Annotated in this window: 25 protein-coding genes, 2 tRNA genes and 1 pseudogene; 10 read left to right on the top strand and 18 right to left on the bottom strand. The window is 60.0% G+C overall.

Translation table 11 applies throughout. The features are described from left to right. Positions 1 to 75: 75 nt before the first annotated feature. The 7 genes from ACW4DH_RS00940 to ACW4DH_RS00970 form a co-directional block, all read right to left on the bottom strand. Positions 76 to 1,314: a uracil-xanthine permease family protein gene (locus ACW4DH_RS00940; protein ID WP_459634476.1), complete on the bottom strand. Its 1,239-nt coding sequence runs from the start codon at positions 1,312 to 1,314 to the stop codon at positions 76 to 78. A gap of 99 nt (positions 1,315 to 1,413) precedes the next feature. Next, positions 1,414 to 2,043 carry a uracil phosphoribosyltransferase gene (upp, locus tag ACW4DH_RS00945; protein ID WP_459634477.1) on the bottom strand — a complete coding sequence of 210 codons (630 nt, stop codon included), beginning with the start codon at positions 2,041 to 2,043 and terminating at the stop codon, positions 1,414 to 1,416. A gap of 222 nt (positions 2,044 to 2,265) precedes the next feature. Further along, positions 2,266 to 2,958 carry a uracil-DNA glycosylase gene (ung, locus tag ACW4DH_RS00950; protein ID WP_459634478.1) on the bottom strand — a complete coding sequence of 231 codons (693 nt, stop codon included), beginning with the start codon at positions 2,956 to 2,958 and terminating at the stop codon, positions 2,266 to 2,268. 50 nt (positions 2,959 to 3,008) lie between these two features. Further along, positions 3,009 to 3,497 (bottom strand): xanthine phosphoribosyltransferase, encoded by a 489-nt coding sequence (gene gpt / locus ACW4DH_RS00955; protein WP_459634479.1) that lies wholly within the window; start codon positions 3,495 to 3,497, stop codon positions 3,009 to 3,011. Between the two features lie 58 nt (positions 3,498 to 3,555). After that, a complete protein-coding gene (locus ACW4DH_RS00960; protein WP_459634480.1) occupies positions 3,556 to 4,101 on the bottom strand; it encodes an adenine phosphoribosyltransferase in 546 nt (181 codons plus the stop codon). A 137-nt stretch (positions 4,102 to 4,238) separates the two neighbouring features. Next, positions 4,239 to 4,862, bottom strand: coding sequence for a riboflavin synthase subunit alpha (locus ACW4DH_RS00965; protein ID WP_459634481.1), 624 nt, complete (start codon positions 4,860 to 4,862; stop codon positions 4,239 to 4,241). Between the two features lie 356 nt (positions 4,863 to 5,218). Continuing rightward, positions 5,219 to 6,439 (bottom strand): cation:proton antiporter domain-containing protein, encoded by a 1,221-nt coding sequence (locus tag ACW4DH_RS00970; RefSeq protein ID WP_459634482.1) that lies wholly within the window; start codon positions 6,437 to 6,439, stop codon positions 5,219 to 5,221. Positions 6,440 to 6,580: 141 nt separating this feature from the next. Here ACW4DH_RS00970 and ACW4DH_RS00975 point away from each other — a divergent pair, with 141 nt between their 5' ends. The 4 genes from ACW4DH_RS00975 (at position 6,581) to ACW4DH_RS00990 (ending at position 9,831) form a co-directional block, all read left to right on the top strand. After that, complete coding sequence (locus ACW4DH_RS00975; protein ID WP_459634483.1) at positions 6,581 to 7,624, top strand: methionine ABC transporter ATP-binding protein; 1,044 nt, start codon at positions 6,581 to 6,583, stop codon at positions 7,622 to 7,624. Further along, on the top strand, positions 7,605 to 8,258 hold the full coding sequence (locus tag ACW4DH_RS00980; RefSeq protein ID WP_459634484.1) for a methionine ABC transporter permease: 654 nt from the start codon (positions 7,605 to 7,607) through the stop codon (positions 8,256 to 8,258). Before ACW4DH_RS00975 ends, ACW4DH_RS00980 begins: the two co-directional genes overlap by 20 nt. Positions 8,259 to 8,395: 137 nt before the next feature. Beyond that, positions 8,396 to 9,229, top strand: coding sequence for a MetQ/NlpA family ABC transporter substrate-binding protein (locus ACW4DH_RS00985; protein ID WP_459634485.1), 834 nt, complete (start codon positions 8,396 to 8,398; stop codon positions 9,227 to 9,229). A gap of 140 nt (positions 9,230 to 9,369) precedes the next feature. Beyond that, positions 9,370 to 9,831 carry a GAF domain-containing protein gene (locus ACW4DH_RS00990; protein ID WP_459634486.1) on the top strand — a complete coding sequence of 154 codons (462 nt, stop codon included), beginning with the start codon at positions 9,370 to 9,372 and terminating at the stop codon, positions 9,829 to 9,831. Positions 9,832 to 9,908: 77 nt separating this feature from the next. Here the strand turns inward: ACW4DH_RS00990 and ACW4DH_RS00995 are convergent. From ACW4DH_RS00995 to ACW4DH_RS01010, 4 genes are all read right to left on the bottom strand, one after another. Then, positions 9,909 to 9,985 (bottom strand) — tRNA-Val (locus tag ACW4DH_RS00995). Positions 9,986 to 10,004: 19 nt separating this feature from the next. Further along, positions 10,005 to 10,081 (bottom strand) — tRNA-Val (locus ACW4DH_RS01000). Positions 10,082 to 10,232: 151 nt separating this feature from the next. Next, the gene (glpK, locus tag ACW4DH_RS01005; protein ID WP_459634487.1) at positions 10,233 to 11,732 is read right to left on the bottom strand and encodes a glycerol kinase GlpK; all 1,500 of its coding nucleotides are present in this window, start codon (positions 11,730 to 11,732) and stop codon (positions 10,233 to 10,235) included. Between the two features lie 141 nt (positions 11,733 to 11,873). After that, positions 11,874 to 12,743 carry an MIP/aquaporin family protein gene (locus ACW4DH_RS01010; RefSeq protein ID WP_459634488.1) on the bottom strand — a complete coding sequence of 290 codons (870 nt, stop codon included), beginning with the start codon at positions 12,741 to 12,743 and terminating at the stop codon, positions 11,874 to 11,876. A 346-nt stretch (positions 12,744 to 13,089) separates the two neighbouring features. Here ACW4DH_RS01010 and ACW4DH_RS01015 point away from each other — a divergent pair, with 346 nt between their 5' ends. The 3 genes from ACW4DH_RS01015 (at position 13,090) to ACW4DH_RS01025 (ending at position 16,759) form a co-directional block, all read left to right on the top strand. Then, the gene (locus ACW4DH_RS01015) at positions 13,090 to 13,860 is read left to right on the top strand and encodes a DeoR/GlpR family transcriptional regulator (protein WP_459634489.1); all 771 of its coding nucleotides are present in this window, start codon (positions 13,090 to 13,092) and stop codon (positions 13,858 to 13,860) included. Positions 13,861 to 14,012: 152 nt separating this feature from the next. Further along, positions 14,013 to 15,536: a glycerol-3-phosphate dehydrogenase gene (gene glpD / locus ACW4DH_RS01020; RefSeq protein WP_459634490.1), complete on the top strand. Its 1,524-nt coding sequence runs from the start codon at positions 14,013 to 14,015 to the stop codon at positions 15,534 to 15,536. A 131-nt stretch (positions 15,537 to 15,667) separates the two neighbouring features. Beyond that, the gene (locus ACW4DH_RS01025; RefSeq protein ID WP_459634491.1) at positions 15,668 to 16,759 is read left to right on the top strand and encodes an endonuclease/exonuclease/phosphatase family protein; all 1,092 of its coding nucleotides are present in this window, start codon (positions 15,668 to 15,670) and stop codon (positions 16,757 to 16,759) included. Positions 16,760 to 16,849: 90 nt separating this feature from the next. On the opposite strand, the gene ACW4DH_RS01030 is transcribed toward ACW4DH_RS01025, so the two are convergent. The 3 genes and pseudogenes from ACW4DH_RS01030 to ACW4DH_RS01040 all read right to left on the bottom strand — a co-directional run bounded on the left by ACW4DH_RS01030 (position 16,850) and on the right by ACW4DH_RS01040 (position 20,081). Then, positions 16,850 to 18,229, bottom strand: coding sequence for a class II fumarate hydratase (locus ACW4DH_RS01030; RefSeq protein ID WP_459634492.1), 1,380 nt, complete (start codon positions 18,227 to 18,229; stop codon positions 16,850 to 16,852). Between the two features lie 619 nt (positions 18,230 to 18,848). After that, positions 18,849 to 19,034, bottom strand: a pseudogene (locus ACW4DH_RS01035) (GTP-binding protein); the annotation flags it as partial. A 96-nt stretch (positions 19,035 to 19,130) separates the two neighbouring features. Next, positions 19,131 to 20,081: a zinc ABC transporter substrate-binding protein gene (locus ACW4DH_RS01040; RefSeq protein WP_459634493.1), complete on the bottom strand. Its 951-nt coding sequence runs from the start codon at positions 20,079 to 20,081 to the stop codon at positions 19,131 to 19,133. 121 nt (positions 20,082 to 20,202) lie between these two features. Here ACW4DH_RS01040 and ACW4DH_RS01045 point away from each other — a divergent pair, with 121 nt between their 5' ends. Both ACW4DH_RS01045 and ACW4DH_RS01050 read left to right on the top strand, forming a co-directional pair. Beyond that, entirely contained in the window at positions 20,203 to 20,931 is a 729-nt protein-coding gene (locus tag ACW4DH_RS01045; RefSeq protein WP_459634494.1) for an ATP-binding cassette domain-containing protein, read from the top strand. Beyond that, positions 20,928 to 21,758: a metal ABC transporter permease gene (locus tag ACW4DH_RS01050; RefSeq protein WP_459634495.1), complete on the top strand. Its 831-nt coding sequence runs from the start codon at positions 20,928 to 20,930 to the stop codon at positions 21,756 to 21,758. The genes ACW4DH_RS01045 and ACW4DH_RS01050 overlap by 4 nt, the downstream gene beginning before the upstream one ends. A gap of 88 nt (positions 21,759 to 21,846) precedes the next feature. Here ACW4DH_RS01050 and folE2 read toward each other — a convergent pair whose 3' ends face one another. Beyond that, positions 21,847 to 22,743 (bottom strand): GTP cyclohydrolase FolE2, encoded by an 897-nt coding sequence (gene folE2, locus ACW4DH_RS01055; RefSeq protein ID WP_459634496.1) that lies wholly within the window; start codon positions 22,741 to 22,743, stop codon positions 21,847 to 21,849. 67 nt (positions 22,744 to 22,810) lie between these two features. Further along, the gene (locus tag ACW4DH_RS01060; RefSeq protein WP_459634918.1) at positions 22,811 to 22,894 is read right to left on the bottom strand and encodes a GTP-binding protein; all 84 of its coding nucleotides are present in this window, start codon (positions 22,892 to 22,894) and stop codon (positions 22,811 to 22,813) included. Between the two features lie 498 nt (positions 22,895 to 23,392). Between ACW4DH_RS01060 and ACW4DH_RS01065 the strand changes: the two genes are divergently transcribed. Further along, positions 23,393 to 23,812, top strand: coding sequence for a secondary thiamine-phosphate synthase enzyme YjbQ (locus ACW4DH_RS01065; RefSeq protein WP_459634497.1), 420 nt, complete (start codon positions 23,393 to 23,395; stop codon positions 23,810 to 23,812). Positions 23,813 to 23,940: 128 nt separating this feature from the next. Here the strand turns inward: ACW4DH_RS01065 and hda are convergent, their stop codons facing one another. Continuing rightward, positions 23,941 to 24,642, bottom strand: a complete 702-nt coding sequence (hda, locus tag ACW4DH_RS01070; protein WP_459634498.1) for a DnaA regulatory inactivator Hda — start codon at positions 24,640 to 24,642, stop codon at positions 23,941 to 23,943. Next, on the bottom strand, positions 24,639 to 25,724 hold the full coding sequence (locus ACW4DH_RS01075; RefSeq protein WP_459634499.1) for an AI-2E family transporter: 1,086 nt from the start codon (positions 25,722 to 25,724) through the stop codon (positions 24,639 to 24,641). The genes hda and ACW4DH_RS01075 overlap by 4 nt, the downstream gene beginning before the upstream one ends. Between the last annotated feature and the right edge of the window lie 46 nt (positions 25,725 to 25,770).

A 25,770-nucleotide genomic window follows, 5' to 3' on the forward strand; every position in this document is an offset into this window, starting at 1 on the left:
GCGTTACCTCTATTCTATTGATCCCGTTCCCGCCACAGCCATGCCGGAGAGCCACACCAACCCGGGGCCGACCGGCTATTCTCCTTCCCGGGCAGGAGGCAGCAACAGGTTGAGCACGATGCCCACCACGGCGGCCAGGCTCACGCCCTGCAGCGCGAACTGTCCGCCTCCCAGTTGCATACCGCCAATGCCGAAGACCAGGATCAGCGAGACCACCACCAAATTACGCGGCGCGGTCAACGAATGTCCGGCCTTGACCAGCGTATTCATGCCCACCACGGCGATCGAGCCAAACAGCAGCGTCATAATGCCTCCCATCACCGGTGCGGGAATCGTCAGCAGCAGCGCCCCGAGCTTGGCCACGAACGCCAGCAATATGGCCACGATGGCCGCCACGGTCATGATGACGGGGTTGAAGCTACGGGTCAGCATTACAGCCCCGGTCACTTCGGAATAGGTCGTATTGGGCGGTCCGCCAAACAGCGCGGCGATCGACGTCGCCAGCCCGTCACCCAGCAACGTACGGTGCAGACCGGGATCTTCCAGGTAATTGCGCCGCGTCACCGAGCCGATGGCCACCATGTCGCCGATATGCTCGACTGCCGGGGCGATGGCGACCGGAATCATGAACAGGATGGCGGAGATTTCGAAGCTTGGTGCCACGAACTTGGGCAGCGACAGCCAGCTCGCCTCGTGCATCGGTGTCAGGTCGACTACGCCCATGGCCAATCCCAGCCCATATCCGACCAGAATCCCGCCCATGATGGGAATCAAGCGAATCAGCCCCCGCCCGAAAACCGCCAACACCAGGGTGACAAGCAGGCTGATCATCGACAGGGCAATCGCCTGTTCATAGCTGATGTTGTCGCTGGTCTCGCCAATCGCCATGCTTACGGCAACTGGCGCCAGCGCCAGACCGATAACCATGATCACCGGCCCGACTACGACCGCTGGCAAAAGACGGCTCAGCCATGCGGTGCCCTTGAGCCGCACGATCTGCGAGATCGCCACGTACACCAGCCCGGCCACGAACAGTCCTCCCAGCGCAGCGGAAACGCCGAAATTGGCCGTCGCACTCTGGATCGGTGCAATGAAGGCGAACGAGGATGCCAGGAATACCGGCACGCTACGTTTCGTCACCGCCTGAAAGACCAGCGTGCCGACGCCCGCGGTAAACAGGGCTACGCTGGGGTCGAGCCCGGTCAACAACGGTACCAGCACCAGGGCGCCAAAGGCGACGAAGAGCATTTGCGCGCCGGTCAGGACGGTGCGCGGCAATGAGGTCGCCGGCGGCGGCAGGGCGGAATCTGACATGCAGGAAAGCCTCCGATAATTATCGATAACGTCGGCGATGCCGACGCACGGCGCTCAAAAAAAGGCCCCTATCTTAGGGGCCTTGAGAACCTTGGGAGCTCAGCGGGTACCGAAGATCTTGTCGCCAGCGTCACCGAGTCCAGGAACGATGTAGCCGTTCTCATCGAGGCGCTGATCGACGGAGGCGGTATAGATCTCGACCTCGGGATAGGCCCGCTTGACGCGCTCGATGCCTTCGGGGGCCGCTACCAGCACGATAACCTTGATCTGCTGGCAGCCGCGCTCCTTGAGCATGTCGAGCGTCGCCACCATCGAGCCGCCGGTCGCCAGCATGGGATCGATGACGATGGCCAGGCGTTCGTCGAGATCATTGACGAACTTCTCGAAGTAGGGCACCGGCTCCAGGGTTTCCTCGTTGCGATACAGGCCTACCACGCTGATACGTGCGCTGGGAATCAGGTCCGTCACACCATCCAGCATGCCCAGCCCTGCCCTCAGGATCGGGACGATAGTGACCTTCTTGCCCTTGAGGTGTTCGACCTCAATCGCCTTACCGCTCCAGCCCTTGATCGTTGCCGTCTGTAACTCAAGATCCTGAGTCGCCTCGTAAGTCAGCAGCTTTGCCACTTCACATGCCAGTTCACGGAAACTCTTGGTGCTGATGCCAGCGGCCCGCATCAGCCCAAGCTTGTGCTTGACCAGCGGATGATTGATGGCATGAACGCTCATGGACGATACTCTTTCAACGGATGGGGGCAAACACGGACCGGCAGGTCATGCATCGAATATTGCGTACGCCAGCATGCCTAGCGGTGGCGCAGCAATAGCCGCAAGACGCCTGATCCGAAGTTGCGGCCAATTCTAGCGCGCCAGTGCGCCGGGGTTAACCCGGATTTCACTGCGGATTTCATTGAGAGTGAAGGGTTGGGCAGGATTAGACTTCAGGCCCGCTCATGTTTCCACGACCACCTCGGGCAGTTGCCAATCGATGGCGGACTGGCCGCGTGCCAGCAGAAACTCATTGGTCTGCGAAAAATGCCGCTGACCAAAAAAGCCGCGATGTGCCGACAAGGGTGACGGATGTGGCGCATGCAGAACCCGATGCTTGCTGCGGTCGACAAAGGCCGCTTTCTTCTGCGCATAGCTGCCCCACAGCAGAAATACCACGCCGTCACACTGGGTGTTGATGACGTCTATCGCACGGTCGGTAAACTGCTCCCAGCCCTGCCCGCGGTGAGACCCCGCCCGGCCCTGCTCTACCGTCAATACGCTGTTGAGCAGCAGCACGCCCTGACGCGCCCACGCCTCCAGAAACCCATGCGCCACCGGACGAAACGCCACATCCACGGCCAGCTCCTTGTAGATATTCTGCAGCGAGGGCGGCACGGGTATGCCGGGGCGCACGGAAAAACACAAGCCATGCGCCTGATGGGGACCGTGATACGGATCCTGCCCCAGGATGACCACCTTGACTCGCTCCAGCGGGGTCAGCTCAAAGGCGCGAAACCAATGCGATGAGTGCGGATAGATCACCTTGCGTGCGGCTTTCTCGCGCGCCAGGAAATCACGCAGCGCCTGCATATAGGGCAACTCGAACTCTTGCCCCAGATGTTGGCTCCAGCTCTCCGGCAGTACCTCGTTCATGCCTTATCGCTCCTCGGTAACGCCATGCTGCATCGCACGGTCCGCTGTCATTATTCCTGGCGCGACCGGATCTGATCGACCAGCGGCTCGACATAGGCAATGCCCATGTCCCAGGGGAACTGGATCCAGCAGTCCTGGGCCACTTCGGTGAGGCACTGATCGACCAGCGGCCGGCCTTCCGGCTTGGCATAGATCGTCACGAAATGGGCCTTGGGCAGCATCTCGCGAACCGCGCGGGCCGTCTTGCCGGTATCCACCAGATCATCCACCAGCAACCAGCCCTCGCCGTCATGATCGACCCCTTTCATGACATTGAGCCCGCCTTGATCCATGCGCTCGTAGCTCTTGATACACACCGTATCGATCAGCCGAACATTGAGTTCGCGCGCGATCAGCGCCGCAGGGATCAACCCGCCGCGGGTAATGGCGATGATGCCTTTGAAGTCACGCTCGACGAGTTGATGACACAGCATCCGCACGTCGCGGTGCAACTGGTCCCAGGAAACGGTGAAATGCTGATGGTAGCGGTTGGCAGTCATGGGATCGATCACGCTAGGAGGAGGAATCAGGTGCCGAGCTGCGCCGACACCCTCGGGATCATTCGTCTTCGGTAAACGTACACACGGCGAAAACGTTGTGACCGGCATCGCGAATCTTCTTCGAGCCGCCCAGTTCGGGCAGATCTATGATCGCCGCGGTCTCGACCACCTTGCCACCGCTGCGCTGAATCAGCTTGGCCGCGGCCAGCATGGTGCCACCGGTGGCGATCAGATCGTCCATTACCAGGATGCGATCACCGCTGCGGAAAGCGTCTGAATGCAGCTCCACCGAGGCTTCACCGTATTCTAGCGTATATGTCTCACTCAACGTCTTGAACGGCAGCTTGCCCTTCTTGCGCACCGGCACGAAGCTGCAGCCCAGCTCGTAGGCTAGCGGCGCGCCGATGATGAAACCTCGTGCATCGATGGCGGCGACGGCGTCCAGCTCCATCTCCTGATAGCGATGGACGAAACTGTCGATGAGCTTGCGAAACGCTGCGCTGTTCTGCAATACCGGAGTGATATCACGAAAATTCACCCCCGGCTGCGGCCAATCGGGGACAGTTCTTATAACGGACTTAATATAGTCGCCATAAATGCTCATCTATGGGGCTCCATCGGCAATAACGGCACGAGCCGTCGCAGGACAGCGAAAAGCCGCACATGGTACCCAAAGCCACGCGCAGAATCGAGCGGTGTTCGTCAGCATGACCGAACCTGCCACGGCGGGCATGAGCGTTTTCATGGCTGCGTCTCGGCAACACGTGATGCCAGGACACGCTCCACGGTTTCGACAATCGCCTGGGTCTGCGGATCTATCTCGATATTGACGTAGTCGCCGGGGACGCGATCTCCTAGCGTGGTTCGCGCCAGCGTTTCGGGAATCAGATTGACGCAGAACCTCACCCCCTCCACCGTTCCGAGGGTCAGACTGATGCCATCAATGCCGATATAGCCTTTTTCAAACAGGAACCGGGTATATTCCGGCGCCACCGAGAACCACAGCCGGCGATTATTGGGTGCCTCCTCAACCTGTGTCAGTTCGGCCTGGCAGATGATATGACCCGACATGGCATGGCCACCAATCTCATCACCGAAACGGGCCGCCCGCTCGATATTGACGCGGTCCCCCATGGATAGAGTGCCGAGATTGGTCAGACGCAACGTCTCGCGCATCAGGTCGAAACTGACATGACATCCATCGATGGCCGTGACCGTCAGACAACAGCCGTTATGCGCCACGGAAGCCCCCAGAGCCAAGCCTTCCACCAACTCAGGCGGTAGCTCCACGACATGCGTGCGAAACTGCTCCTTTTCCTCCACTGCCACCAGCGTGCCGGTGCCTTGTACGATGCCCGTGAACATGCTTTCTCCTTGGAACGCTGCCGATCCGCAGGCCACGCCCACAACCGAAAACGTGGCATAAAACGAAATACTACCATGCGCCACGCCTCAACCACATTGCCGCAAAAACGCCTAAGAAAGCATCAACCCATAAAACTATCCACCAAAAAAACCCCAGGCTCCATGCGTTCCGACCTGCCGGATTGACTCGGGGCAGAAGCGGACCTAGAATTCAAGCAACGATTAAACGCCGATTTGCACCTGGATTGCGGGCGTTCCAGCCGCTCTTTACGGTTGGATAGACAGCTAAAAAGGTGTGTCCAGCGTTGATGGCCACCCACATGGGTGGCCTTTTTTATGGTCGCCTGGTCGAGGTATCAATCACTCGCCCGCCCATACGCCTTGGCGAGTGGCGACGCACTGATGCCATGCGCTACAAGCGAGGCGAACACCACCAGACTGCCCGCTTCCCAAGCCATATGATTGCCGGTCTTGTTCGCCACCAGCATGCTGTAGAACAGCGCTGAAACACCAATCGGCCCGAACCAGCCTGCCAATAGCGCAATGTGCCATTCACGCCACGGCGCAAGCCAGGGACGCAGGGCCAGAATCACCGGCAGTCGCCGTAGCCCCAGCACGCCAAGGACCAGCAGGACACCGCCCCAGCCCAGTTCCCACCAGGCCCCCCAAGGTGCCATCAGACCAAACAGGATGAAGATCGGCACGGTAAAGAACTGATTGACGGTTTCCTGGATGTTCTCGGCCTCACTGCGCTCCTTACCGCCAACCCGCTGATCGAATGCCACACCGGCGGCAAAGACCGCCAGTATGCTATCGGTCCCCAGCAGCTTGCCCGCTCCCAGCGTCAATAGAGTCAGAGCAATCGTCAGGGAAAGGAAGGACGGCTGGCTGATCATGTCGTGACGCTCCGCCCAGCGCAGCGCCTTCCCTACGCCTAGCCCGATCAGCACGCCGATCAGAATGCTACCGCCGACTTCCCAGAACAGCACTTTGGTCAACCACTCTGTCCATACTGCGGCTTCCGGTTTGGTCAGCAACAGGATGGGCAACAGCACCAAGGGATAGGCCAGTCCATCATTGGCCCCCGACTCGGTCGATAGCATGTGCCGGTAGTCGCCCGGAAGGTTTTGCTTGGCGACCTCGCCGGTGACGACCGATGACGCGACCACCGGGTCGGTTGGGCAGATGCAGCTACCTACCAGCAGCGCGACCAGAACCGGCAGTCCCAACAGCCAGCCGGCCAATGCCGAACTGATCAGGCACATGGCCGGCATGCCGATCAGCAGCAGGATCAATAGCGGGCGCCAGTTCGTCAGGGGGTAGCGTGCCGGCAAACGCAAGGCGATCGCCATCAGACTGATGCCCAGCGTCAAGCGCGTGGCCTGCTCGAGTATATGCTCCTGATTGCCCCACTGTTCCGGCTTTAGCCAGCCCAGCGCCTGCGGCCCGATCGCCACGCCGATCACAAAGGCCAACAGCGGAACCGAAAGCCATGATCGATTGAGCGGACGATTGAGCAATCCCACCATCAACACCGTAGCGCCTACCGTGGCCAGCGCTATGTTCAGTTGGCTCATGTTCACCTGTTTCCTTGTCGGTGAGTGGGTACGGTCTCTTCGCCTTCAAGCGTAGCAAGACCTGCGACTGCGTGGCGGATGCCCACATTCGCCCGCTGAACGCGTTATACTGTGGCGTTTTGTTCCTGCACATGTAGAGCCATGATAAGACTCGAAAACGTCTCCAAGACATACGGTACGGGCCCGAAGGCGATCCATGCCCTTCAGGACGTCAATCTGCATGTCACGCAAGGCAGCATTTATGGGGTGATCGGCCTGTCCGGCGCCGGCAAGTCCACCCTCATCCGCTGCGTAAACCTGTTGGAATGCCCGACGCAAGGCAGTGTCGCCGTCGATGGGCAGGAGCTGACCGCGCTCGATCAGCAACAGCTGCGCCAAGCACGCCATCAGATCGGCATGATCTTCCAGCACTTCAACCTGCTCTCGTCACGCACTGTCTATGCCAATGTCGCCCTGCCGCTGGAACTGATGGGCATCCCGCGGCGCGACATTCGCGAGCGGGTCATGCCGTTGCTCGACCTCACCGGGCTCACCGACAAGGTCGATAAATACCCGGCCGAACTTTCAGGTGGGCAGAAGCAGCGCGTGGCGATCGCCCGCGCTCTGGCCAGCCGGCCCAAGGTCCTGCTATGCGATGAAGCCACCTCTGCACTCGATCCGCAGACCACCGCCTCCATTCTCGAGCTGCTGCAGGACATCAACCGTAAACTGGGCCTGACCATCCTGCTGATCACGCATGAGATGGAAGTTGTGAAAAGCATCTGCCATCACGTGGGGCTGATTTCCGATGGCAGGCTGGTGGAAGAGGCGGCGGTGGGCGATTTCTTCACCGCGCCCCGCACCCAGCTGGGCCGCGACTTTCTCAATGCCTTCCTCGAGCTCGAGCCTCCGCAGGCGCTGATCGAACGGCTCGAAGCGCAGGCCGGGCAGAATACCCATCCGGTGGTGCGCCTGGCGTTTTCCGGCGATGCCGTCTCGACGCCACTGATTTCACGCCTGGCGCGCGATTGCCATATCGATGTCAGCGTTCTGCAGGCCAAGGTCGAGTCGATCCAGGATCGCACCCTGGGCCTGATGATTGCCGAGCTGATCGGCCCGCCAGACAGAACGGCACAAGCTCTGGCCTATCTCGAAACTCACGATCTGCAAGTTGAGGTACTGGGTCATGTCCAACGCAATGCTTGAACTGGTATGGCGAGCCACGCTCGACACGCTCTACATGGTCGCCATTTCGGGACTCATCGCAGCATTGGTAGGTATCCCGCTAGGCGTGCTGCTTTACGTTACACGCCCCCGCCAGGTGCTTGCTCACCCCGTGGCCAACCGTACCCTCGGCGCGATTACCAATATCGGCCGCTCGATTCCCTTCATCATCCTCATGGTGGCGATCATTCCCTTCACGCGGATGATCGCCGGAACGTCCATCGGCACCAACGCCGCCGTGGTGCCCCTGACCATTGCCGCGATTCCCTTCGTGGCCCGCCTGGTAGAAGGGGCACTCAACGAAGTGCCGCCCGGTCTCGTCGAGGCGGCACAAGCCATGGGCGCCAGCCCCTTGCAGATCATCACCAAGGTTTTATTGCCCGAAGCCAAGGGTGGCATCATCAACGGCATGACGATTACCGCCGTTACCCTGGTCAGCTATTCGGCCATGGCCGGCGCGGTGGGCGGCGGCGGACTAGGGGATCTGGGTATCCGTTACGGCTATAACCGCTTCGACCCGATGGTCATGCTGGTTACCGTGGCGATTCTGGTGGTCATGGTGCAGGGCTTTCAGAGCCTGGGAGATCGCCTGGTGCGCAAGGCCGACCACAAATAACCTGCAAATTGATCATAAGCGATAGAGTTTTTATAGCTTTTAATTCAAAATTGCGCCACAGCGCATGCCTGCAGCCTACGAGGCTGCAGGCAGCGGTATCTCTCGATATTCGCCGAGTCAACAAGGAGAAAGAATACATGAATCACACGCTGGCAGGATTCTTCCGCCCCGCCCGTCTGCTGGGTGCCGCTACGCTATTGAGTGCCGGCCTGATCGCAGGTTGCGGAGGTAGCGACGAGGCGGACACCAGCAGCATCAAGGTCGGCACCGTCGCCGGGCCCGAGACCGACGTAATGCAGGTCGCCAAGCAGATCGCTCAGGATGAGTACGGCCTGGATGTCGAGATCGTCGAGTTCACCGATTACGTTTCGCCCAACGCCGCACTGGCCGATGGCAGTCTGGATGCCAACGCCTTTCAGCACGAGCCGTATCTGAACAGTATGGTCGAAGACCGCGGTTACGATTTTGCCATCGCCGGCAAGACGTTCGTGTATCCGATCGGCGCCTACTCCAACACGTATACGAGCATCGAGGAGTTGCCGGATGGAGCCACCATCGCCCTGCCCAACGATCCGTCCAACGAAGCCCGTTCATTGATCCTGATGCACAATGAGGGCTTGATCACTCTTGAGGATCCGACCGACCTCGAAGCGACGCCCATCGATATCGCCGAGAACCCGCATGATTTCACCTTCCGTGAGATCGAGGCCGCTCAACTGCCGCGTGTGCTGCAGGATGTCGACCTGGCCTTCATCAACAATACCTTCGCTCAACCGGCCGGTCTCAATCTGCAGGATGACGCGCTGATCAAGGAGGGCCCCGAGTCGCCCTATGTCAATCTGATCGTGGTGCGTGAAGGCGATCAGGATCGCGAGGCCATTCAGCAGCTAGTCGAGGCCTACCACAGCCAGGCTGTCGTCGACAAAGCCGAAGAGCTGTTCAAAGGCTCTGCAGTGCCCGGTTGGGAATAAGCGACCCGACGGCCGCATGGCATGGCCTGCCGATAACGGGCCCCGCATCAGCGGCAATCAGACGGGCCGGCTCGATGAGTCGGCCCGCTGTCGTTTAATTCCATGGCGTTTGAGCGCACTTTTCATTCCCAAGGATACCTATGAGCGATTACCCCCTACTGGCCCGCCAGCTCGAAACCCTGCTCGACACCCGCGACTGGCTCACCAATGCCGCCCAGACCTGCGCCTTTCTCAAGACAGAAATAGCGGAACTCAACTGGGCGGGATTCTATCTACAGCGTCAGCCCGAGATGCTGATCCTGGGACCTTTTCAGGGCCTGCCCGCCTGCAACCCCATTCCCTTTACCAAGGGAGTATGTGGCACGGCCGCGCGTACCGGCACAACTCAACGCATCGATGATGTCCAAGCGTTTCCGGGACACATCGCCTGCGACGTCGCCTCACGTTCGGAGCTGGTGATCCCGCTGATGGTCGATGGCACGCTGTGGGGAGTGCTAGACCTCGACAGCCCGCGACCGGCACGCTTTAGCGCAGAGGATCAGGCAGGCATCGAACGCCTGATGGAAGTCTTCGTGCAGGCCAGCGATCTCGGCCACGCCTGAGCCTCGATCAAGCCATCGGCATCGAGCCGGGCACAAACGAAAACACCCCGAAGCAAACGCTTCGGGGTGTCGGAATTTGGTAGGACCAAGCGGATTTGAACCGCTGACCTCCACGATGTCAACGTGGCGCTCTAACCAACTGAGCTATGGTCCTGCACGATGCCAGCCTGATTTGGTAGGACCGAGCGGATTTGAACCGCTGACCTCCACGATGTCAACGTGGCGCTCTAACCAACTGAGCTACGGTCCTGCAGGCATGCGGCTTGGCCGCGACAACGGATGCGTATTCTACCCATCGCCCGCATAAATGCAAGCCCCAGAAAAAATTCTCTCGATTCAAGCAATTGCCGGTCCTGCAGCAACTAAGGCGGGCCCGGCGACCCGCCTGTCCCGCCGGACTCTTACCTGACCGTGAAACCCATCGTCGCCTGCACGGCCTGACACCAGCCGGCATAGAGCGCTTCGCGGGTATCCTCGGCCATCGCCGGTTCAAAGCGCCTGTCCGTGGCCCACTGCTGGGCGATCTCCTCGCAGCTCGACCAGAAGCCAGTCGCCAGCCCCGCCAGATAGGCCGCTCCCAGCGCTGTGGTTTCGGCCACCCTGGGCCGACAAACGGGTACGTTCAGGATATCGCTCTGAAACTGCGCCATGAAATCGTTGGCTATCGCCCCACCGTCGGCACGCAGCTCCTTCAGCTTGAGGCCCGCATCCGCCTCCATCGCCGCCAGTACGTCACGGGTCTGATAGGCCATCGATTCTATTGCGGCACGTATAAAATGCTCCTTGGTGGTGCCGCGGGACAGCCCGAACACCGCCCCGCGCACGTCGCTGCGCCAGTAAGGCGCCCCCAGCCCGACGAAGGCCGGCACCATATAGACCCCCTCGTTGGAGCCCGCCCGTTCAGCGTAGGCCTCCGAGTCGCTGGCCTTGCCGAACATGCGCAAACCGTCGCGCAGCCATTGAACCACCGAGCCGGAAACGAAGATGCTGCCTTCCAGGGCATACTCCACCTTGCCATCCCGTCCGCACGCGATGGTGGTCAACAGCCCGTTGCTCGAACTCACCGCCTTTTCGCCGGTGTTCATCAGCATAAAGCAGCCGGTTCCGTAGGTATTCTTGACCATGCCCGGCTCGAAGCATGCCTGACCGAAGAGCGCCGCCTGCTGATCACCTGCGACACCGGCGATCGGTACCTCACTGCCGAAGAAGTGATGCGGCAGAGTCTTGCCGTAGATTTCGCTGGAGTGGCGAACCTCGGGCAGCATGGCGCGAGGCACATCGAGCATCTTCAGCAGTTCGCTGTCCCATTGCAGGGCGTGAATGTCGAACATCAACGTGCGCGAGGCGTTGGTATAGTCGGTCACATGCACCTTGTTGCCTGTCAGGTTCCAGATCAGCCAAGTATCGATGGTGCCGAACAGCAGTTCGCCCCGCTGGGCACGCTCGCGAGCGCCTTCGACGTGGTCGAGGATCCACTTCACCTTGGTCCCGGCGAAATAGGGGTCGATCAAGAGCCCGGTTTTTTCGCGCACCATCGACTCGAAACCGTCCTGCTTGAGCTGGTCGCAGATATCCTTGGTCTGGCGCGACTGCCAGACGATAGCATTATGGATCGGGCGTCCCGTCGCCTTCTCCCAGACCACCACCGTCTCGCGCTGGTTGGTAATGCCGATGCCGGCGATTTCGGTGGCATCGACCTGGGCGTTGTTCATTACCTCCGTGGCGGTTACCAAGACGCTGGTCAGAATCTCGCGGGGATTGTGCTCGACCCAGCCCGGATGCGGAAATATCTGCGAGAACTCGCGCTGTGCCGTACCGACGATGCTCCCGGTGCGATCGAACAGGATCGCTCGTGAGCTTGTGGTGCCTTGGTCGATGGCCAGGATGTATTTCTTTTCCATCAGGATCTTCCTTAATTCAAGAGGTTCAGCGGCTCCGGCCTCAACCGAGCGTTGTGTCGCGAACGGACGCCGGAACATACGCACCGATGTCACTATCGGCTCAGGTCGGCTCGCCCAATGAAAGGCAACGGTAGCGCGGGACTACTTGACCGTGTCACCGGCAAGCGCGCCGCTGGTGCCATTCGCCTGGGCCACTCCCACAGTCTTCTGGCTCGCTTCCTCCAACGCACGCATACGCGCCGGCAGGAAGGGGTAGATCAGCAGTCGATAGGCGCCGCCACCGATAACGCCGCCAATTAGCGGTCCGACGACCGGTATCCACCAGTAATTGCCCGGCGCAGGCAGCGCGGAGCTGCCCCAACCGGCGAAGTAAGCGAACAGCCTCGGCCCGAAGTCACGCGCCGGATTGATCGCCCACGCCTCCAGGTAGCCCATCGAAGCCCCGATGATCGCCACCAGCAGACCGATCATCAGCGCGCCGGAGTTGGCCATGGGCGCCGTCTCGTTGTACTGCTCGGTAATGGCGAAGATGCCGAACAGCAACAGCGCCGTCAGGATGATCTCATCCAGCAACGCATGCATTGGCGTGATGGCGAGACCAGGATGGGTAAAGAACACACCGGCGGCGCCCCCATCCGCACGCGTGAGGCCGTGGGTCTGGTTGAAATGATCGATGACGGGCGAGAACAGGGTATAGACGATCATGGCGCCGACGAAGGCACCGACGACCTGAGCCACCCAGTAAGGCACCACCTTCTTCCATGGAAAGTCACGGAACGTCGCCAAGGCAAGCGTGACTGCCGGATTGGCGTGGGTACCGGATACCGAGCCCGTGACGTAGATGGCGAGCGTGACGCTCAACCCCCAGGCCATGCACACGCCCCAGTAGGCGTTCAGGTAAGGGCTGGGATCGTAGAGCACATACATGCAGGCGACCGAATCGCCGAAAGCGATGATAATGAAGGTGGCCACCGCTTCGGAAATCAGCTCACCGACGAATTGCCTGCTCATTGCCCCTCTCCTTCCGTGCATGGATGGGGGAGCGCTTGGATGTACCTCCTCTGCGCAAGACGACATGAAGGGATAGTGGGTCGATCGATGACCAGAATGTAAGATGGCATGTTCGCTACCTCGCTCGGCGTGGTCAGTTGCGCTATGGCGCTCGAGATGTTCGCTTTAGCTTTTTGCAGTTGATGATTTTTCGATTTCGAACATGAAAAACTTATTCGCCTCGCCTTGGCATTACAAATGAAAAGCGCATTTAGCGCCTTAGACCATGGTCCAACGGCTTGGCGTGCCACCCCATAATATGGCGCCGGCCTCGACCACTGCAGGACAGAACGCCAGGAAAACGCACATGCCTCAGCACCATCGTCATACCGCCATCATCGATCTGATCAAGCGTCAGGGTTATGCCTCCATCGAGCAGTTGACGAAGCATTTCAACGTCACGCCCCAGACCATTCGACGGGACCTGAACCAGCTGGCCGACGGCAACCTGGTCCGCCGCGTCCACGGTGGCGCCGGCCTGGTGGAGTCGAGCACGGTCAACGCCTCCTACACGACGCGCAAGACGCTCAACTTCGAGGCGAAGAGGCGCATCGCGACACAGCTCGCCACTCACATTCCCGACCATAGCTCGCTGTTCATCAACATCGGTACCAGCACCGAGCTGGTTGCCGAAGCGCTGCTGGAGCACCGCGGTCTCGAAGTCATCACCAACAACCTCAACGTCGCCACCATTCTCCAGCACAAGGAAGACTTCAATGTCATCATCACCGGCGGCATGGTGCGTTCCCGCGACGGCGGCATCATCGGCGAGGCAACGATCGATTTCATCAGACAGTTCAAGGTCGACTACGGCATCATCGGTATCAGCGGCATCGATCTGGACGGCTCACTGCTCGAGTTCGACTATCAGGAAGTACGCGTGGCGCAGGCGATCATCGAGAACTCCCGCACCGTCTTCCTCACCGCCGACCACTCCAAGTTCTCGCGTAACGCCGTGGTCCGCCAGGGCAATCTCAGTCAGCTCGATGCCCTGTTCACCGACCGGGAGCCACCCGAGCCGATCAAGGAGCTGCTCAGCACCTACGGCATCGCCCTGCATATCGCCCACCAGGATTGAGCCGCTCCCTCTCCGGCACGCCCTGCGTCTCGATCGAGAGGCGCTGGGTGTCATTAGGCAACTCTTGATGTTCGCTCGAACATGCATTATTTTCACTTACGAAAACCCCTCGCATTCACGCCAACCAGGCAATTAATTGAGCGGAGAGGCGCATGTCTTCCCATCAGCCCCACTCGTCACAAATTCCTGCCATACTCGACCTTTTCGTCATCGGTGGAGGAATCAACGGCACCGGCATCGCCAACGATGCCGCCGGTCGCGGTCTGTCGGTGATGCTATGCGAGCAGTCGGATCTAGCCAGCGCAACTTCCTCGGCCAGCAGCAAGCTGATTCACGGCGGGCTTCGCTACCTTGAGCATTACGAGTTCCGCCTGGTACGCGAGGCGCTCCACGAGCGCGAGGTACTGCTCGAGAAGGCGCCCCACATCGTCTGGCCATTGCGCTTTATTCTGCCGCACCGCCCCCATCTGCGCCCGACCTGGATGCTGCGCGCCGGGCTGTTTCTCTACGACCACCTCAGCCGCCGCGACAGTCTGCCCGGTGCCAAGGGGCTCCGGTTCGATAATGCCAGTCCGCTGCAACCAGCGATCAAGAAGGGCTTCGAATACTCTGACTGCTGGGTAGACGACGCGCGACTCGTCGTTCTAAACGCTCTGCAAGCCCGGAACGCCGGTGCCGAGATCATGGTGCGCACGCGCTGCACCGCCGCGGCCGAGGAAAATGGCGTCTGGAGGATCACCTTGGAGAACACCCTGACCGGCGAGACTTTCACCCGTCGGGCACGGGCGCTGGTCAACGCCACAGGTCCCTGGGTGGCGTCATTCATCCGCGGCAGGACGGAGCGCAAGTCGCGCTACGGCATCAACATGATCAAGGGCAGCCACATCATCACCAAGCGCATCAATGGCGACGACCGCGCCTACATCCTGCAGAACAAGGACAACCGCATTGTCTTCGTGCTGCCCTATCAGCGCGACTATAGCCTGATCGGGACCACCGACGTCAGCTACACCGGCGATCCCTCGTCGCAGATCAAGATCAGCGACGAGGAGATCGACTACCTGCTCGATGTGATCAACGCTCACTTCCGCGAGCCGCTCAGCCGCGACGATATCGTCACCAGCTACTCCGGGGTACGACCGCTGTGCGACGACGAATCGACGCTACCCTCGGCGATGACACGTGACTACACGTTGGAACTGGACGATCTCGGCGCCCCTTTGCTGTCCATCTTCGGCGGCAAGATCACCACCTTCCGCAAGCTGGCCGAGGCGGCCATGGCGCAGCTCGCGCCCTTCTTTCCCAACATGGGCAACCCCTGGACCCACGATGCCAAGCTACCGGGCGGCGACATCGAGTCTCGCGAGGCCTTTACGTTCCAACTGCTTCGGGATTACCCCTTCCTCGGCGAATATCGGGCCCAGCGCTTCGCCTCGAGCTACGGCAGCTTGTGCCGGCATTTTCTCGACGGCGCCCGACATGTCGAGGATCTGGGCGAGGAGTTCGGCGCCGGCCTCACCCGCGCGGAAGTGGATTACCTGATGAATCACGAATGGGCCCAACATGAAGATGACATTCTCTGGCGGCGCACCAAGCTCGGCTTGCGTTTCACGCCTGCGCAACGTGAGCGCCTGAGCGCTTACCTGGCCAATCGGTTGACCTTGTGCGTGGCCTAAAGGAGCTCCCGGCGCATGCTTCTGTTGCGGTTGATCCATGTCCCGTTATGATGAAGATGCCGCAACGACCGAGCAGGTAAACTGTCTCGATACTCGCTCGGCATACTCCGTCAGGCCATGGGAGCCAGAACATGCTGCAAATGGGACTCGCTGGATTTGCGGGCCTGCAACTGATTGCAACGCTGATTCCCCAGTTGCGAATTCGCCACTGGTGGGTGCGCGGCTTCGATTTTCCGCGTATGCAAATCGCCGTGCTCGCCCTTATCACCGCAGCTGCACTGCTGCTGACCCGGCCATTGTCCCCCATCGGCGCTTGGGGGTTGGCATTCAGCCTGCTGGCTTTCGTACTCCAGGGCTGGCGCATCATGGCCTGGACTTGGGCCTGGCCCCGCCAGGTCGTGGACGCGAGCGATGACCCTCCGGAACGCTGCTTCTCGTTGCTGGTCTCCAACGTGCTGACGCCCAACCGCAACGCCAAGGGACTGACCGATCAGATCCTGCGCCAGGACCCCGACATGATCCTGACATTGGAGTCGGATAAATGGTGGGAAGAGCGCCTCGATGAAGCGCTGTCAGATGGCTGGCCTTATGCCGTGCGCATCCCTCTGGATAACCTGTACGGCATGCACCTCTACTCTCGCCTGCCGCTGGAGGAAACCGAGATAAAGTGGCTGATTCAGGAAGACATTCCCTCGATACATACCTGGGTGCGTCTCAGAAACGGCCAACGGGTGCGCTTCTATGCCGTACATCCGCGCCCGCCAGCGCCTTCGGAAAGCGATGAGTCGTTGTGGCGCGATGCCGAACTGTTACTGGTCGGCAAGGCCATTCATCAAGCCTACGTGCCGACTCTGGTTGCGGGAGATCTCAACGATGTCGCCTGGTCGCGAACCACCAAGCTATTCTGCCGTATCAGCGGTATGCTCGACCCGCGCCGTGGACGTGGCCTGTTCAATACGTTTCACGCCAACCACCGCTGGCTGCGCTGGCCGCTGGATCACATCTTTGTCAGCGACCATTTCACACTGGCGGGGATGCGCCGTCTGGAGAACTTCGGCTCCGACCACTTTCCCATCTATATCTCGCTGTGCTATCGCCCGTCACGCGCCGATGAAAATACCGTCATCGAGGCAGACCGGGAAGAGCGCCTCGACGCCACCGAAACCATCGCCGAAGCACGCTCACAACCGAGCAGCCTGAATCGCCCGCGTAAAGGCGGATAGCCCCTGGTATATCAAGTGTTTGTTAGTACCTAGCAGCAGCGCCCCGGTAATGCGGGGCGCTGTTGTTTTGGTTTAACGGAGATACAGAGCTTATTCAGGAATTCCGCCCTGGGTCAGCTGAGCGGGGTCGAGCAGGCGCTGCAGCTCGTCTCGACTCAGGTCGGTTTCCTCCTCGGCGACATCCAGAATGGGACGTCCCGCCTGGTAGGCCTTCTTGGCAATGGCCGCCGCCGCGTTATAGCCGATGACCGAGTTCAGCGCGGTGACCAGAATAGGGTTCTTGGCCAACGGTGAACCGATATTATCGCGACGTACCGTAAAGGTGGTGATGGCGCGGTCCGCCAACAGGCGACTGACATTGCTCATCAGGCGAATCGACGTCAGCACATTGCTCGCCACCAGCGGCAGCATGACGTTGAGCTGAAAGTTACCACTCTGCCCGGCCACCGTGACCGCCGTATCCAGCCCCATCACCTGCGCCGCCGCCTGGGTCGCCGACTCGGGTATCACCGGATTGACCTTGCCCGGCATGATGGAACTGCCCGGCTGCAACGCTTCTAGCTCGATCTCACCCAAGCCGGCAAGCGGGCCGGAGTTCATCCAGCGCAAGTCGTTGCTGATCTTCATCACCGCGCAGGCGAAAGTGCGCAGATGTCCCGATAACTCTACCGCGGCATCCTGCGAAGCCAGACTGGCGAAGAAGCTATCGTTGGGCTGGAAATCGAGGCCGGTCTGCTCGCTGAGTGCCTGGGCCATGCGGACGGCGAACTCGGGATGGGCGTTGATTCCGGTGCCCACCGCCGTGCCGCCCTGCGCCAACCGGGTCAGGCGTGTCTGGCCGCTTTCGAAACGCTCGATGGCCTGAGCGACCTGGCTGGCCCAGCCGCCAAGTTCCTGGCTCATGCGGATCGGCATGGCATCCATCAAGTGGGTGCGGCCGGTCTTGACCACATCGTCCACCTCGGCGGCCTTCTGCTCGATGGCCTGCTGAAGATGACGCAGAGCCGGCAACAGCTGTTGATTGACTTCCACCGCAGCGGCCAAATGAATAGCGGTGGGAATCACGTCGTTACTGGATTGGCCCATGTTGACGTGATCGTTGGGGCCGACTTTCTCCCCGCCACGCGAGGCCAGATGCGCGATGACCTCGTTGACGTTCATGTTGGTCGACGTCCCGGAGCCGGTCTGAAAGATATCGATGGGGAACTGATCGGCATGCTCGCCGTCGATCAGCTGTTGAGCCGCATCGATGATCGCCTTGGCATAACCTTCGTCCAGCAGGCCCAGCTCACGGTTAACCTCGGCCGCGGCACGCTTGATGCGCGCCACCGCCTGTATGAACTCACCCGGTAGCGGCTGGCCGCTGACCGGAAAGTTGTTGATGGCCCGCTGAGTCTGGGCGCCGTACAAGGCGCTCGCGGGGACTTCCAGTTCCCCCATGCTATCGCGTTCGATGCGCGTCTCGCTCATGTCATTCTCCTGTCCGGTTGAGCCTGGGGCGTATCTGAAAAGTAGCCGAGCGCAGCCGGATATGAACACGCGCAGACACCTTTCAGACAAACCGTAAAGCCTCTGGCCCATCAAGGCCAATGGGGCGTGTCGATGAACATGATAGGCTATGGAAAAAGACGTTTTCCGTTTTTTCCTGTCTCAGGCCTGCATGCTCGGCATGCTGTTTCCCAACCTTGCGGTGCAGCTAACATCTTTCAAGAAGATTGTCTCATGTGGCAGCGTGCCCGAGTGAAATAAGCGTCGGCTTTTAGCCAATGAGCCTTGGGATCGGGCCGGGATATCTCTGCTGGAGTCCGGCATCAGTCAGCAGGTAGACCTCCCGCTGCCCATGATTCACTTGAAGCTGCTCGGCCGCTGGGTTGATCTTGGCCAGGTGGTTCGCAAGGTTTGAGAGTCCTCGTCATCAACCAAGTCAACCTTGGTGATCAACAAGCGATCGGCGGCAGCGACCTGCCGCTGCGACTCCCGGTACGTCGCAGCGTCGAGAATCCGTTTACCGCATCCACCAGACAGATGACGCTATTCAGGCGGAACCTATGCGTCAGCCAGTGATCTGTCATCAGGGTGTGCAGTGTCGCACCTCAACCAACAGATCCTCGCGCAGAGTGCAGCAGATGCAGCCATTGCTCATCTCGACGAGACGTTCCTCGGAACGGTTGAGGGCGATCTCGCCCTCAACCGTCGGTGCGCTCTCGCCGGCAGAGGCGCCGCGTATCAGCGACGCGTCAATGTTGACTTCGCTCATATCGTTGACGATCACCGCTGTGCCGCCCAAGGTAATGTTTGTTTCTTCTCGGTCACTGGGCGATTGCCATAACCCCAGGGAAGCCAGTACGGGTCTTGGCCTTGGTCCCTATCCTCATGAAGCCGCTCCGCAGCGAACCACCCCGTCGGCCAGCTGGCGCAGCAGTTGCGGATAGAGTTCGTCTCCAAGCGGCAGGTCCGTTCCCAGCGGATCGACTACGATGGATGTATCGACGCCTGTATCGCCGAAGACGCTCTCCATCAGCGCCGGGTTGAACTGAGGTTCACTGAACACACAATCGATGTTCAACTCATCGACCAGATTGCGTAGCTCCTCGATTCGCGCGGGGCTGGGTTTGCGCGCATCGCCCAAAGAGATCGCACCGGCTGCCGAGATGCCAAAGCGGTTCTCGAAATACTGGTAGGCATCGTGGAAAACGATGAAGCGGGTATCGCGCGCCTCAGCCAGCTGTGTTTCCAAGGTGTCGGTCAACGCCTCGAGATCGGCCTTGCCGAGACGCGCATTTTCCCGATAGCGGGCCGCATGCTGCGGATCGAGCTTCGCTAACGATTCGGCAATGGCGCCGAGCCAGGTCTGGGCGTTCACCGGATCGAGCCAACCATGGGGATTCATGCCCTCGTCGACATGGTCATGACCGTTGGCGGCACCGTGGTCGTGGTCGTCATGACCATGATTGTGTTGCTCGAATGTCGCCCCCTGACGGTATTCGAGTTGTCGTGTGCCGGGCACCTCCATCAACTGCACACTGACAGCATTATCACCCAAGGTTTCTATCGAATGCGTCAGCCAGGGGGTCAGATCTTCACTGATCCAGAACACCGCATCAGCACGATCGAGCGCACCGGCTTCCGAAGGGCGCATGGAATAGTGGTGGGGCGAGGCACCCTGCTGGATCAGCAGGTCAGGCGATCCCAGTTCTCCCATCACGCGATCGACCAGCGAGTAGACCGGCGGGATATCCACCGCAACGGATGGCACGGCAGCAGCGGCGGCCGCAGGCGACATCACTAGCGCCACCAGATATTTGCTGAAACGGAACGTCATGAACACCTCCATATTGCGATAAGCGGAAATTGAACGGTAGAATGTTATGTTATAACATAACATTTATACAACGCTACAGACACCTCATCGGCCCCACTTTCCTATTTATCCGGTAAATGTCATGAGATTGCTGTCGATCGAAAACCTGGATGTCGCCCTCGGCGGCCATCGCGTGCTGGAAGACATCCACCTGACCCTCGAGCAGGGCGAGATCGTCACCATCGTAGGCCCCAACGGCTCGGGAAAAACGACACTGCTGAGGAGCATCATCGGCTCGCTGGCACCGACTCGCGGCCATATCGACAAGGCCCCGGGGCTGACTATCGGCTATGTTCCCCAGCGCCTACATCTCGATGCCACATTGCCGATGACGGTAGCAAGATTGATGAGTCTGCCTCGCAGACGCTCTTCTCATGAGATTGGCCAAGCGCTTGAGCGAGCGGGTGTCACCGACCAAGCCAACTGTCAGATCAGTGCACTGTCGGGCGGTCAGTTTCAGCGTGCTCTGCTGGCTCGCGCCTTGCTGGAGTCCCCCGATCTGTTGCTTCTCGATGAGGCCACCCAGGGGCTCGATCACCGCGGTACTGCCGATTTCTATCGCCAACTCGAGCGGGTGCGTCACGACTTGGGTTGTGGCGTGCTGATGATCAGCCACGAGCTGCACGTGGTGATGCGGGCCTCGGACCGCGTCGTTTGCCTGAATCGCTCGGTCTGCTGCGCGGGAACACCCGCTCGAGTTGCCGCCTCCCCGGAATATCGAGCCATGTTCGGTCACGCAAGCCAGGATGCCTTCGCCCTGTACCACCATGATCATCGCCGTTCCAATGCCCCGTCGGAGCTTTCCTCATGATCCTCGATGACTTCCTGGTTCGTGCCACCCTGGCTGGGGTCGGCGTCGCTCTGGCTGCCGCACCGCTCGGCTGCTTCGTCGTGTGGCGGCGTATGGCGTTCTTTGGCGATGCCACCGCACATGCCGCCATTCTCGGTGTGGCGCTTTCCCTGGTGCTGTCCACCTCGATCTTTGCCGGCGTGTTGGTCGTCTCGCTACTCATGGCCATGATCGTTTCCCTGCTGAGCGGCAAGGGCTATGCCATGGATACGCTGCTGGGTGTCATGGCTCACTCGGCGCTCGCTTTCGGATTGGTCGCGGTCTCCTTCTTGTCCGGCGTGCGCATCGACCTGATGGCGTACCTGTTCGGCGACATTCTCGCCGTCGGCAAGGTCGATCTCGCCGTCATCTGGGGAGGCGCCGTCCTCGTCATGGGACTGATGGGATGGCGCTGGTCGCGCCTGCTGACCGCCACGCTCAATACGGACCTTGCCTATGCCAGCGATATCGACCCGAAGCGCGAACGACTGATCCTGACCTTGTCCCTCGCCGTGGTCGTTGCGGTAGCGCTCAAGGTCGTGGGCGTGCTGCTGATCGCCGCCCTGCTGATCATTCCCGCCGCCGCGGCGCGGCCCCTTAGCCGTACACCGGAAACTATGGCACTGCTCGCTGCGGCAATCGGTGTCACCGCCGCTACTGGCGGACTGAAGGCGGCCTACTGGTTCGATACCCCGACGGGGCCCACCATCGTCAGCCTCGCGGCCATTCTGTTCGCCGTTTCAAGCTTGGCCGGAGCCGTGAGGCTCAACGCCTCACGTGCCACGTCGTCTTATGACGAGCATCCTTGAGTACAATGCCCTGAGCCGCCAGCTCATCGCGAATCTCGTCGGCTCGCGCAAACTCACCAGCCTGCTTGGCGGCGGCACGCTCGGCTAACTACTTCTCTGCCCAGTTCCACTCACTACGCGCGACCGCATCATGGGCATGCAGACTTTCGGCATGGACTACACGTAATTGGAACCCACGGATCCCCGCCTGCTCGCGCAGGGCCTGGTGCAGGCGGCGTGCCGCGTCCTCACAGAACATCAAGTTCTGGCCATTGGCCAAGGCAAAGGCCTGCTCGTCGATTCGCTTGACCGCCGTCTGCAAGGCGGTGCCAAGCGCGCTCTCGATGCGATCCACCAACGCCATCAGCGGCAGGTCGTCGAGGTCGTCGGCCAAACGTATCGATAGGTGGGCCTGGCTGCGCTGGCTGTGTGGCGTGGCCAGAATGCCATGCTCGCTACCCAGCCACGCCCGGACCCCGTCGCGAGTCACTGGCATACCGGTGAAGTCCTCGTCGAACGCTTGCTGGATCAATTGGCGCGCCAGGGCAGCCGAACAGGGACAGGTCGAGGAGTACCCTACGGTCAGATCGAGGATTGCCTGCAGACCCTGGTCATCACGTCGACAACGCAACGTGAAGGGGTAGGCTTTCCATCCAGAGAGAGGACTGATCAGTGCCGGTCGCTTGAGCAGCGCTTCACCGCTCAGGTCGAGAAAGGCGATATCGGACAATCCCTGGTGGCTATCCAGAAAAGTCTCCAGCACCGCCGTCACACGCGAGAGCGACAGTTCCTGGTTTTCCAGTTCGGCCAATGCCAAGTAGAGGCGCGACATGTGAATCCCGCGCGCCATGGCATCCGCCAGGTTGACCCCTGCGGAGGCTCGCCCAGCAATACTTTGCCCAGCTACACGGAGCGGTAGTGCGATCTGCTCCATGCCGACCCAGTGCAAGGCGCCCTGGCAGGGATCCGAGACAGCGGCAATGTCGACTAGGGTTTGCTGATCCATGGCCGGTCACTCCAGCAGCTGATTGGGTTTGAGGGGACTAGCGGCATTTCGCCAAATTCGTTGATGATCACCAAGGCATCGCCATTTCGGACTGGCGTACAAGGTGATTGGGTAACGTCGTCTTGCCACTGCCCAGAAAGCCGGTCAGCAAAGTGACCGGGAGCAGATCGGGTTTGTCGGGTCGAGTAGCGTGTACGCACTGAGCGGTCCTGGTGGCTGGCGCAACGTATCGAGCACTCGCTGCTGCTTGGCATTCAATGGCACGTTGGTCTGCATAGCGACCTCAGAGGTGCTCCGGCCTCTGCTCCTTGATAAAATAATACGTTATAACATAACAAATCAGGTTTGCGTTATCCATACCCGACGCGAGCACCATGTCCAGAGGCGGAGCATCACACTCATACCTGCAATATCCTATGGTCGATCACCGCATCATCACCGACTCAAGGAATGGCAACATAGTCACGTTTCGCTCTAACCTCTCCTCGGCGGACGCCAGCCTTGAAATGGAGAGATGCGCCAAGACAACTGTCATGAGCTTTACCAACGAGCAATGAACTGAGAAGTGATGCTCATGGAGAGACTGGCTTAGTTGGAGAAGAGCGCAAGAAGCTTAAAAGTCATTCCGTTCACTAAGTAGGATTTAGTTATGTGGATGCAAAAGGAGGTCAGCTTGAAGCCCCGCTCGCGCGGATTTCATCTGATCACTGAGGAAGTCGAGCGCGCCATAGGCGAGCTAGACCAGATCCAGACCGGCCTGCTGAGTGTCTTTATCAAGCACACCTCGGCCTCACTGACGATCAATGAAAATGCCGATCCGACAGTGCGGGCGGATTTCGAGAGTTTCTTCAACCATGCGGTGCCTGAAAATGAGCCGTACTACCAGCACGTTTTCGAGGGCAGTGACGACCTACCCGCACATTTAAAAAGCAGCATCCTGGGCCCAAGCGTACAGATCCCCATCACCAACGGGCATCTCAATCTGGGGACTTGGCAAGGAATCTATCTTTGCGAACACCGAAACCATGGCGGCAGCAGGAGCGTAGTCATTACCGTACATGGAGAGTGACAGAGATATGGACAGTACCTGGAGAGCGATGTCCATGACCGAAGAGAGCGACATGAAGCGCCTGCAACATCGCGACCATGGCGGTGCACGCAAGCTCATCGCCACACTAAACGGTGAATAGTGACTCGCTACCAGCCCAGCGCCTGTTTGACGAAGGGAATGGTCAGCTTGCGTTGGGCGGTGAGCGAGGCGCGGTCCAGTTGCGCCAATGCCTCGAACAGTTCGGAGAGCCGACGGGGGCCGCGATGCAGAATATAGCGGGCCACCTCGTCGGGCAGCTGCATGCCGCGTACGCGCGCGCGCAGCTTCAACGCCTCGAAGCGCCCGTCATCGTCGAGATGATGCACATGGAAGGTCACGCCCCAGGTGAGACGCGAGGCGAGATCGGGCAGATGAACATTGAGCTGCCTAGGCGCGGCATCGGCGGCAATGACCAAACGCTTGCCGGCATCGCGCATGCGGTTGAAGAAGTGGAATAGCCCCTCCTCCCAGCGCTTGCGTCCTAGTACCACCTCGAGATCATCGATAGCCACGATATCGAGCCGTTCGAGATCCTCCAGCACATGCGGCGGGAAATGCCCCAGATCCAGCAATGGTAGGTATAACGCCCGTCGGTCACGGTCGCTCGCGGCATGACATGCCGCCTGCAATAGATGGCTACGCCCGGCGCCCTCACTGCCCCATAGAAACAGGAAGGGTTCGCCGTTTTCATCCAACTGGGTTCGCAGCCTTTCGACCAGCGTCGCGTTCTCGCCTGCCTGGAAGTTGGCGAAGGTTGCATCATCACGCAACCCTAGCCCAAGAGGCAACTGCCCGGACCCTGATGTCATGGCGCTTCCTCGTCGCTGCCGATATCCCGACCGTAGCGGGAGCCATATAAGTCGCTGTTTTTATAGCGGTCGAGCATAAAACGCAATAGTACCATGATGACGGCCGCTACCGGCAGTGCCAGCAGGATGCCGGTAAAACCGAACAGCTGCCCGCCCGCCAGTACGGCAAACACTACCGCCACGGGGTGCAAACCGATCTTGTCGCCCAACAGCAGCGGCTGCAGCAGAGTACTCTCGGCGATCTGACCCACGGCGAATACCACGCCCACGCCCAGCAGAGGCAACCATTCGCCGAACTGGAAAAACGCCACCACGGCGGCGATGGTGATCCCCACGATAACTCCCAGGTAGGGCACGATACTGGCAAGCCCGGCCAGCATGCCGATCAACAGTCCGAAGCGAACCCCGAGCAAGCTCAGGCCCACGGCGTAGATCACCCCCAGGCTCAGCATGACCAACAGCTGGCCACGCAAGAACGCTGAAAGCACTTCGTCGCACTCCTTGGCAAGCCGCGTCGCCGAAGGTTCGATGCGTCGCGGCAGCAATTCCTGAAGACGTGCCTTGAGACGATCCCAGTCAAGCAGCAAATAGAACGTCACCACGGGAATCAGCGCCAGGTTACCTATCCATATGGCAAGGGCCAGACCCGAGCGAGAAACCTGTGCCAGCAGCGCGGCGGCGAAGGTTCCCGTTTCCTTCCAGTTGTCCATCAATGTACCGCGCATCTGATCGAAATCCGCCGTGAAATCGAGCCCCGTCAAGGATTGGACCTCCGGCAATACTCGTGTCTGTACCCAGGTAAAGATCAAGGGCAATGATTCGATCAACTGCCCCAGCTGACGCCCCAACATGGGAATCAATACCAGGCTGGCCAGGACCAAGGCGCCGATGAGAATCAAAAACACCACACTGACCGACAGACGTCGCGACAGCCCCTTCGCCTCCAGCCGGTCCGTCAGGGGATCGCCCAGGTAAGCCAGGATCATGCTGACAAAAAACGGCATGAGAATCGGTTCCAGCAGGACCAGCAGCCAAATGACTGCAGCGGCTCCCAGCAGAGCCCACCATTGCAGGCGCGTCATCGTGTTGTCTCTTCCTTATCCACATGAAGTCATTTTACGCACACCT

The sequence above is a fragment of the Halomonas sp. WWR20 genome, assembly GCF_054602495.1.

Bases quoted from the DNA above. Each gene is read 5' to 3' on its own strand.
- ACW4DH_RS00940 (WP_459634476.1), bottom strand. From the start codon at position 1,314: ATGTCAGATTCCGCCCTGCCGCCGCCGGCGACCTCATTGCCGCGCACC.
- upp (WP_459634477.1), bottom strand. From the start codon at position 2,043: ATGAGCGTTCATGCCATCAATCATCCGCTGGTCAAGCACAAGCTTGGG.
- ung (WP_459634478.1), bottom strand. From the start codon at position 2,958: ATGAACGAGGTACTGCCGGAGAGCTGGAGCCAACATCTGGGGCAAGAG.
- gpt (WP_459634479.1), bottom strand. From the start codon at position 3,497: ATGACTGCCAACCGCTACCATCAGCATTTCACCGTTTCCTGGGACCAG.
- ACW4DH_RS00960 (WP_459634480.1), bottom strand. From the start codon at position 4,101: ATGAGCATTTATGGCGACTATATTAAGTCCGTTATAAGAACTGTCCCC.
- ACW4DH_RS00965 (WP_459634481.1), bottom strand. From the start codon at position 4,862: ATGTTCACGGGCATCGTACAAGGCACCGGCACGCTGGTGGCAGTGGAG.
- ACW4DH_RS00970 (WP_459634482.1), bottom strand. From the start codon at position 6,439: ATGAGCCAACTGAACATAGCGCTGGCCACGGTAGGCGCTACGGTGTTG.
- ACW4DH_RS00975 (WP_459634483.1), top strand. From the start codon at position 6,581: ATGATAAGACTCGAAAACGTCTCCAAGACATACGGTACGGGCCCGAAG.
- ACW4DH_RS00980 (WP_459634484.1), top strand. From the start codon at position 7,605: ATGTCCAACGCAATGCTTGAACTGGTATGGCGAGCCACGCTCGACACG.
- ACW4DH_RS00985 (WP_459634485.1), top strand. From the start codon at position 8,396: ATGAATCACACGCTGGCAGGATTCTTCCGCCCCGCCCGTCTGCTGGGT.
- ACW4DH_RS00990 (WP_459634486.1), top strand. From the start codon at position 9,370: ATGAGCGATTACCCCCTACTGGCCCGCCAGCTCGAAACCCTGCTCGAC.
- glpK (WP_459634487.1), bottom strand. From the start codon at position 11,732: ATGGAAAAGAAATACATCCTGGCCATCGACCAAGGCACCACAAGCTCA.
- ACW4DH_RS01010 (WP_459634488.1), bottom strand. From the start codon at position 12,743: ATGAGCAGGCAATTCGTCGGTGAGCTGATTTCCGAAGCGGTGGCCACC.
- ACW4DH_RS01015 (WP_459634489.1), top strand. From the start codon at position 13,090: ATGCCTCAGCACCATCGTCATACCGCCATCATCGATCTGATCAAGCGT.
- glpD (WP_459634490.1), top strand. From the start codon at position 14,013: ATGTCTTCCCATCAGCCCCACTCGTCACAAATTCCTGCCATACTCGAC.
- ACW4DH_RS01025 (WP_459634491.1), top strand. From the start codon at position 15,668: ATGCTGCAAATGGGACTCGCTGGATTTGCGGGCCTGCAACTGATTGCA.
- ACW4DH_RS01030 (WP_459634492.1), bottom strand. From the start codon at position 18,229: ATGAGCGAGACGCGCATCGAACGCGATAGCATGGGGGAACTGGAAGTC.
- ACW4DH_RS01040 (WP_459634493.1), bottom strand. From the start codon at position 20,081: ATGACGTTCCGTTTCAGCAAATATCTGGTGGCGCTAGTGATGTCGCCT.
- ACW4DH_RS01045 (WP_459634494.1), top strand. From the start codon at position 20,203: ATGAGATTGCTGTCGATCGAAAACCTGGATGTCGCCCTCGGCGGCCAT.
- ACW4DH_RS01050 (WP_459634495.1), top strand. From the start codon at position 20,928: ATGATCCTCGATGACTTCCTGGTTCGTGCCACCCTGGCTGGGGTCGGC.
- folE2 (WP_459634496.1), bottom strand. From the start codon at position 22,743: ATGGATCAGCAAACCCTAGTCGACATTGCCGCTGTCTCGGATCCCTGC.
- ACW4DH_RS01065 (WP_459634497.1), top strand. From the start codon at position 23,393: ATGTGGATGCAAAAGGAGGTCAGCTTGAAGCCCCGCTCGCGCGGATTT.
- hda (WP_459634498.1), bottom strand. From the start codon at position 24,642: ATGACATCAGGGTCCGGGCAGTTGCCTCTTGGGCTAGGGTTGCGTGAT.
- ACW4DH_RS01075 (WP_459634499.1), bottom strand. From the start codon at position 25,724: ATGACGCGCCTGCAATGGTGGGCTCTGCTGGGAGCCGCTGCAGTCATT.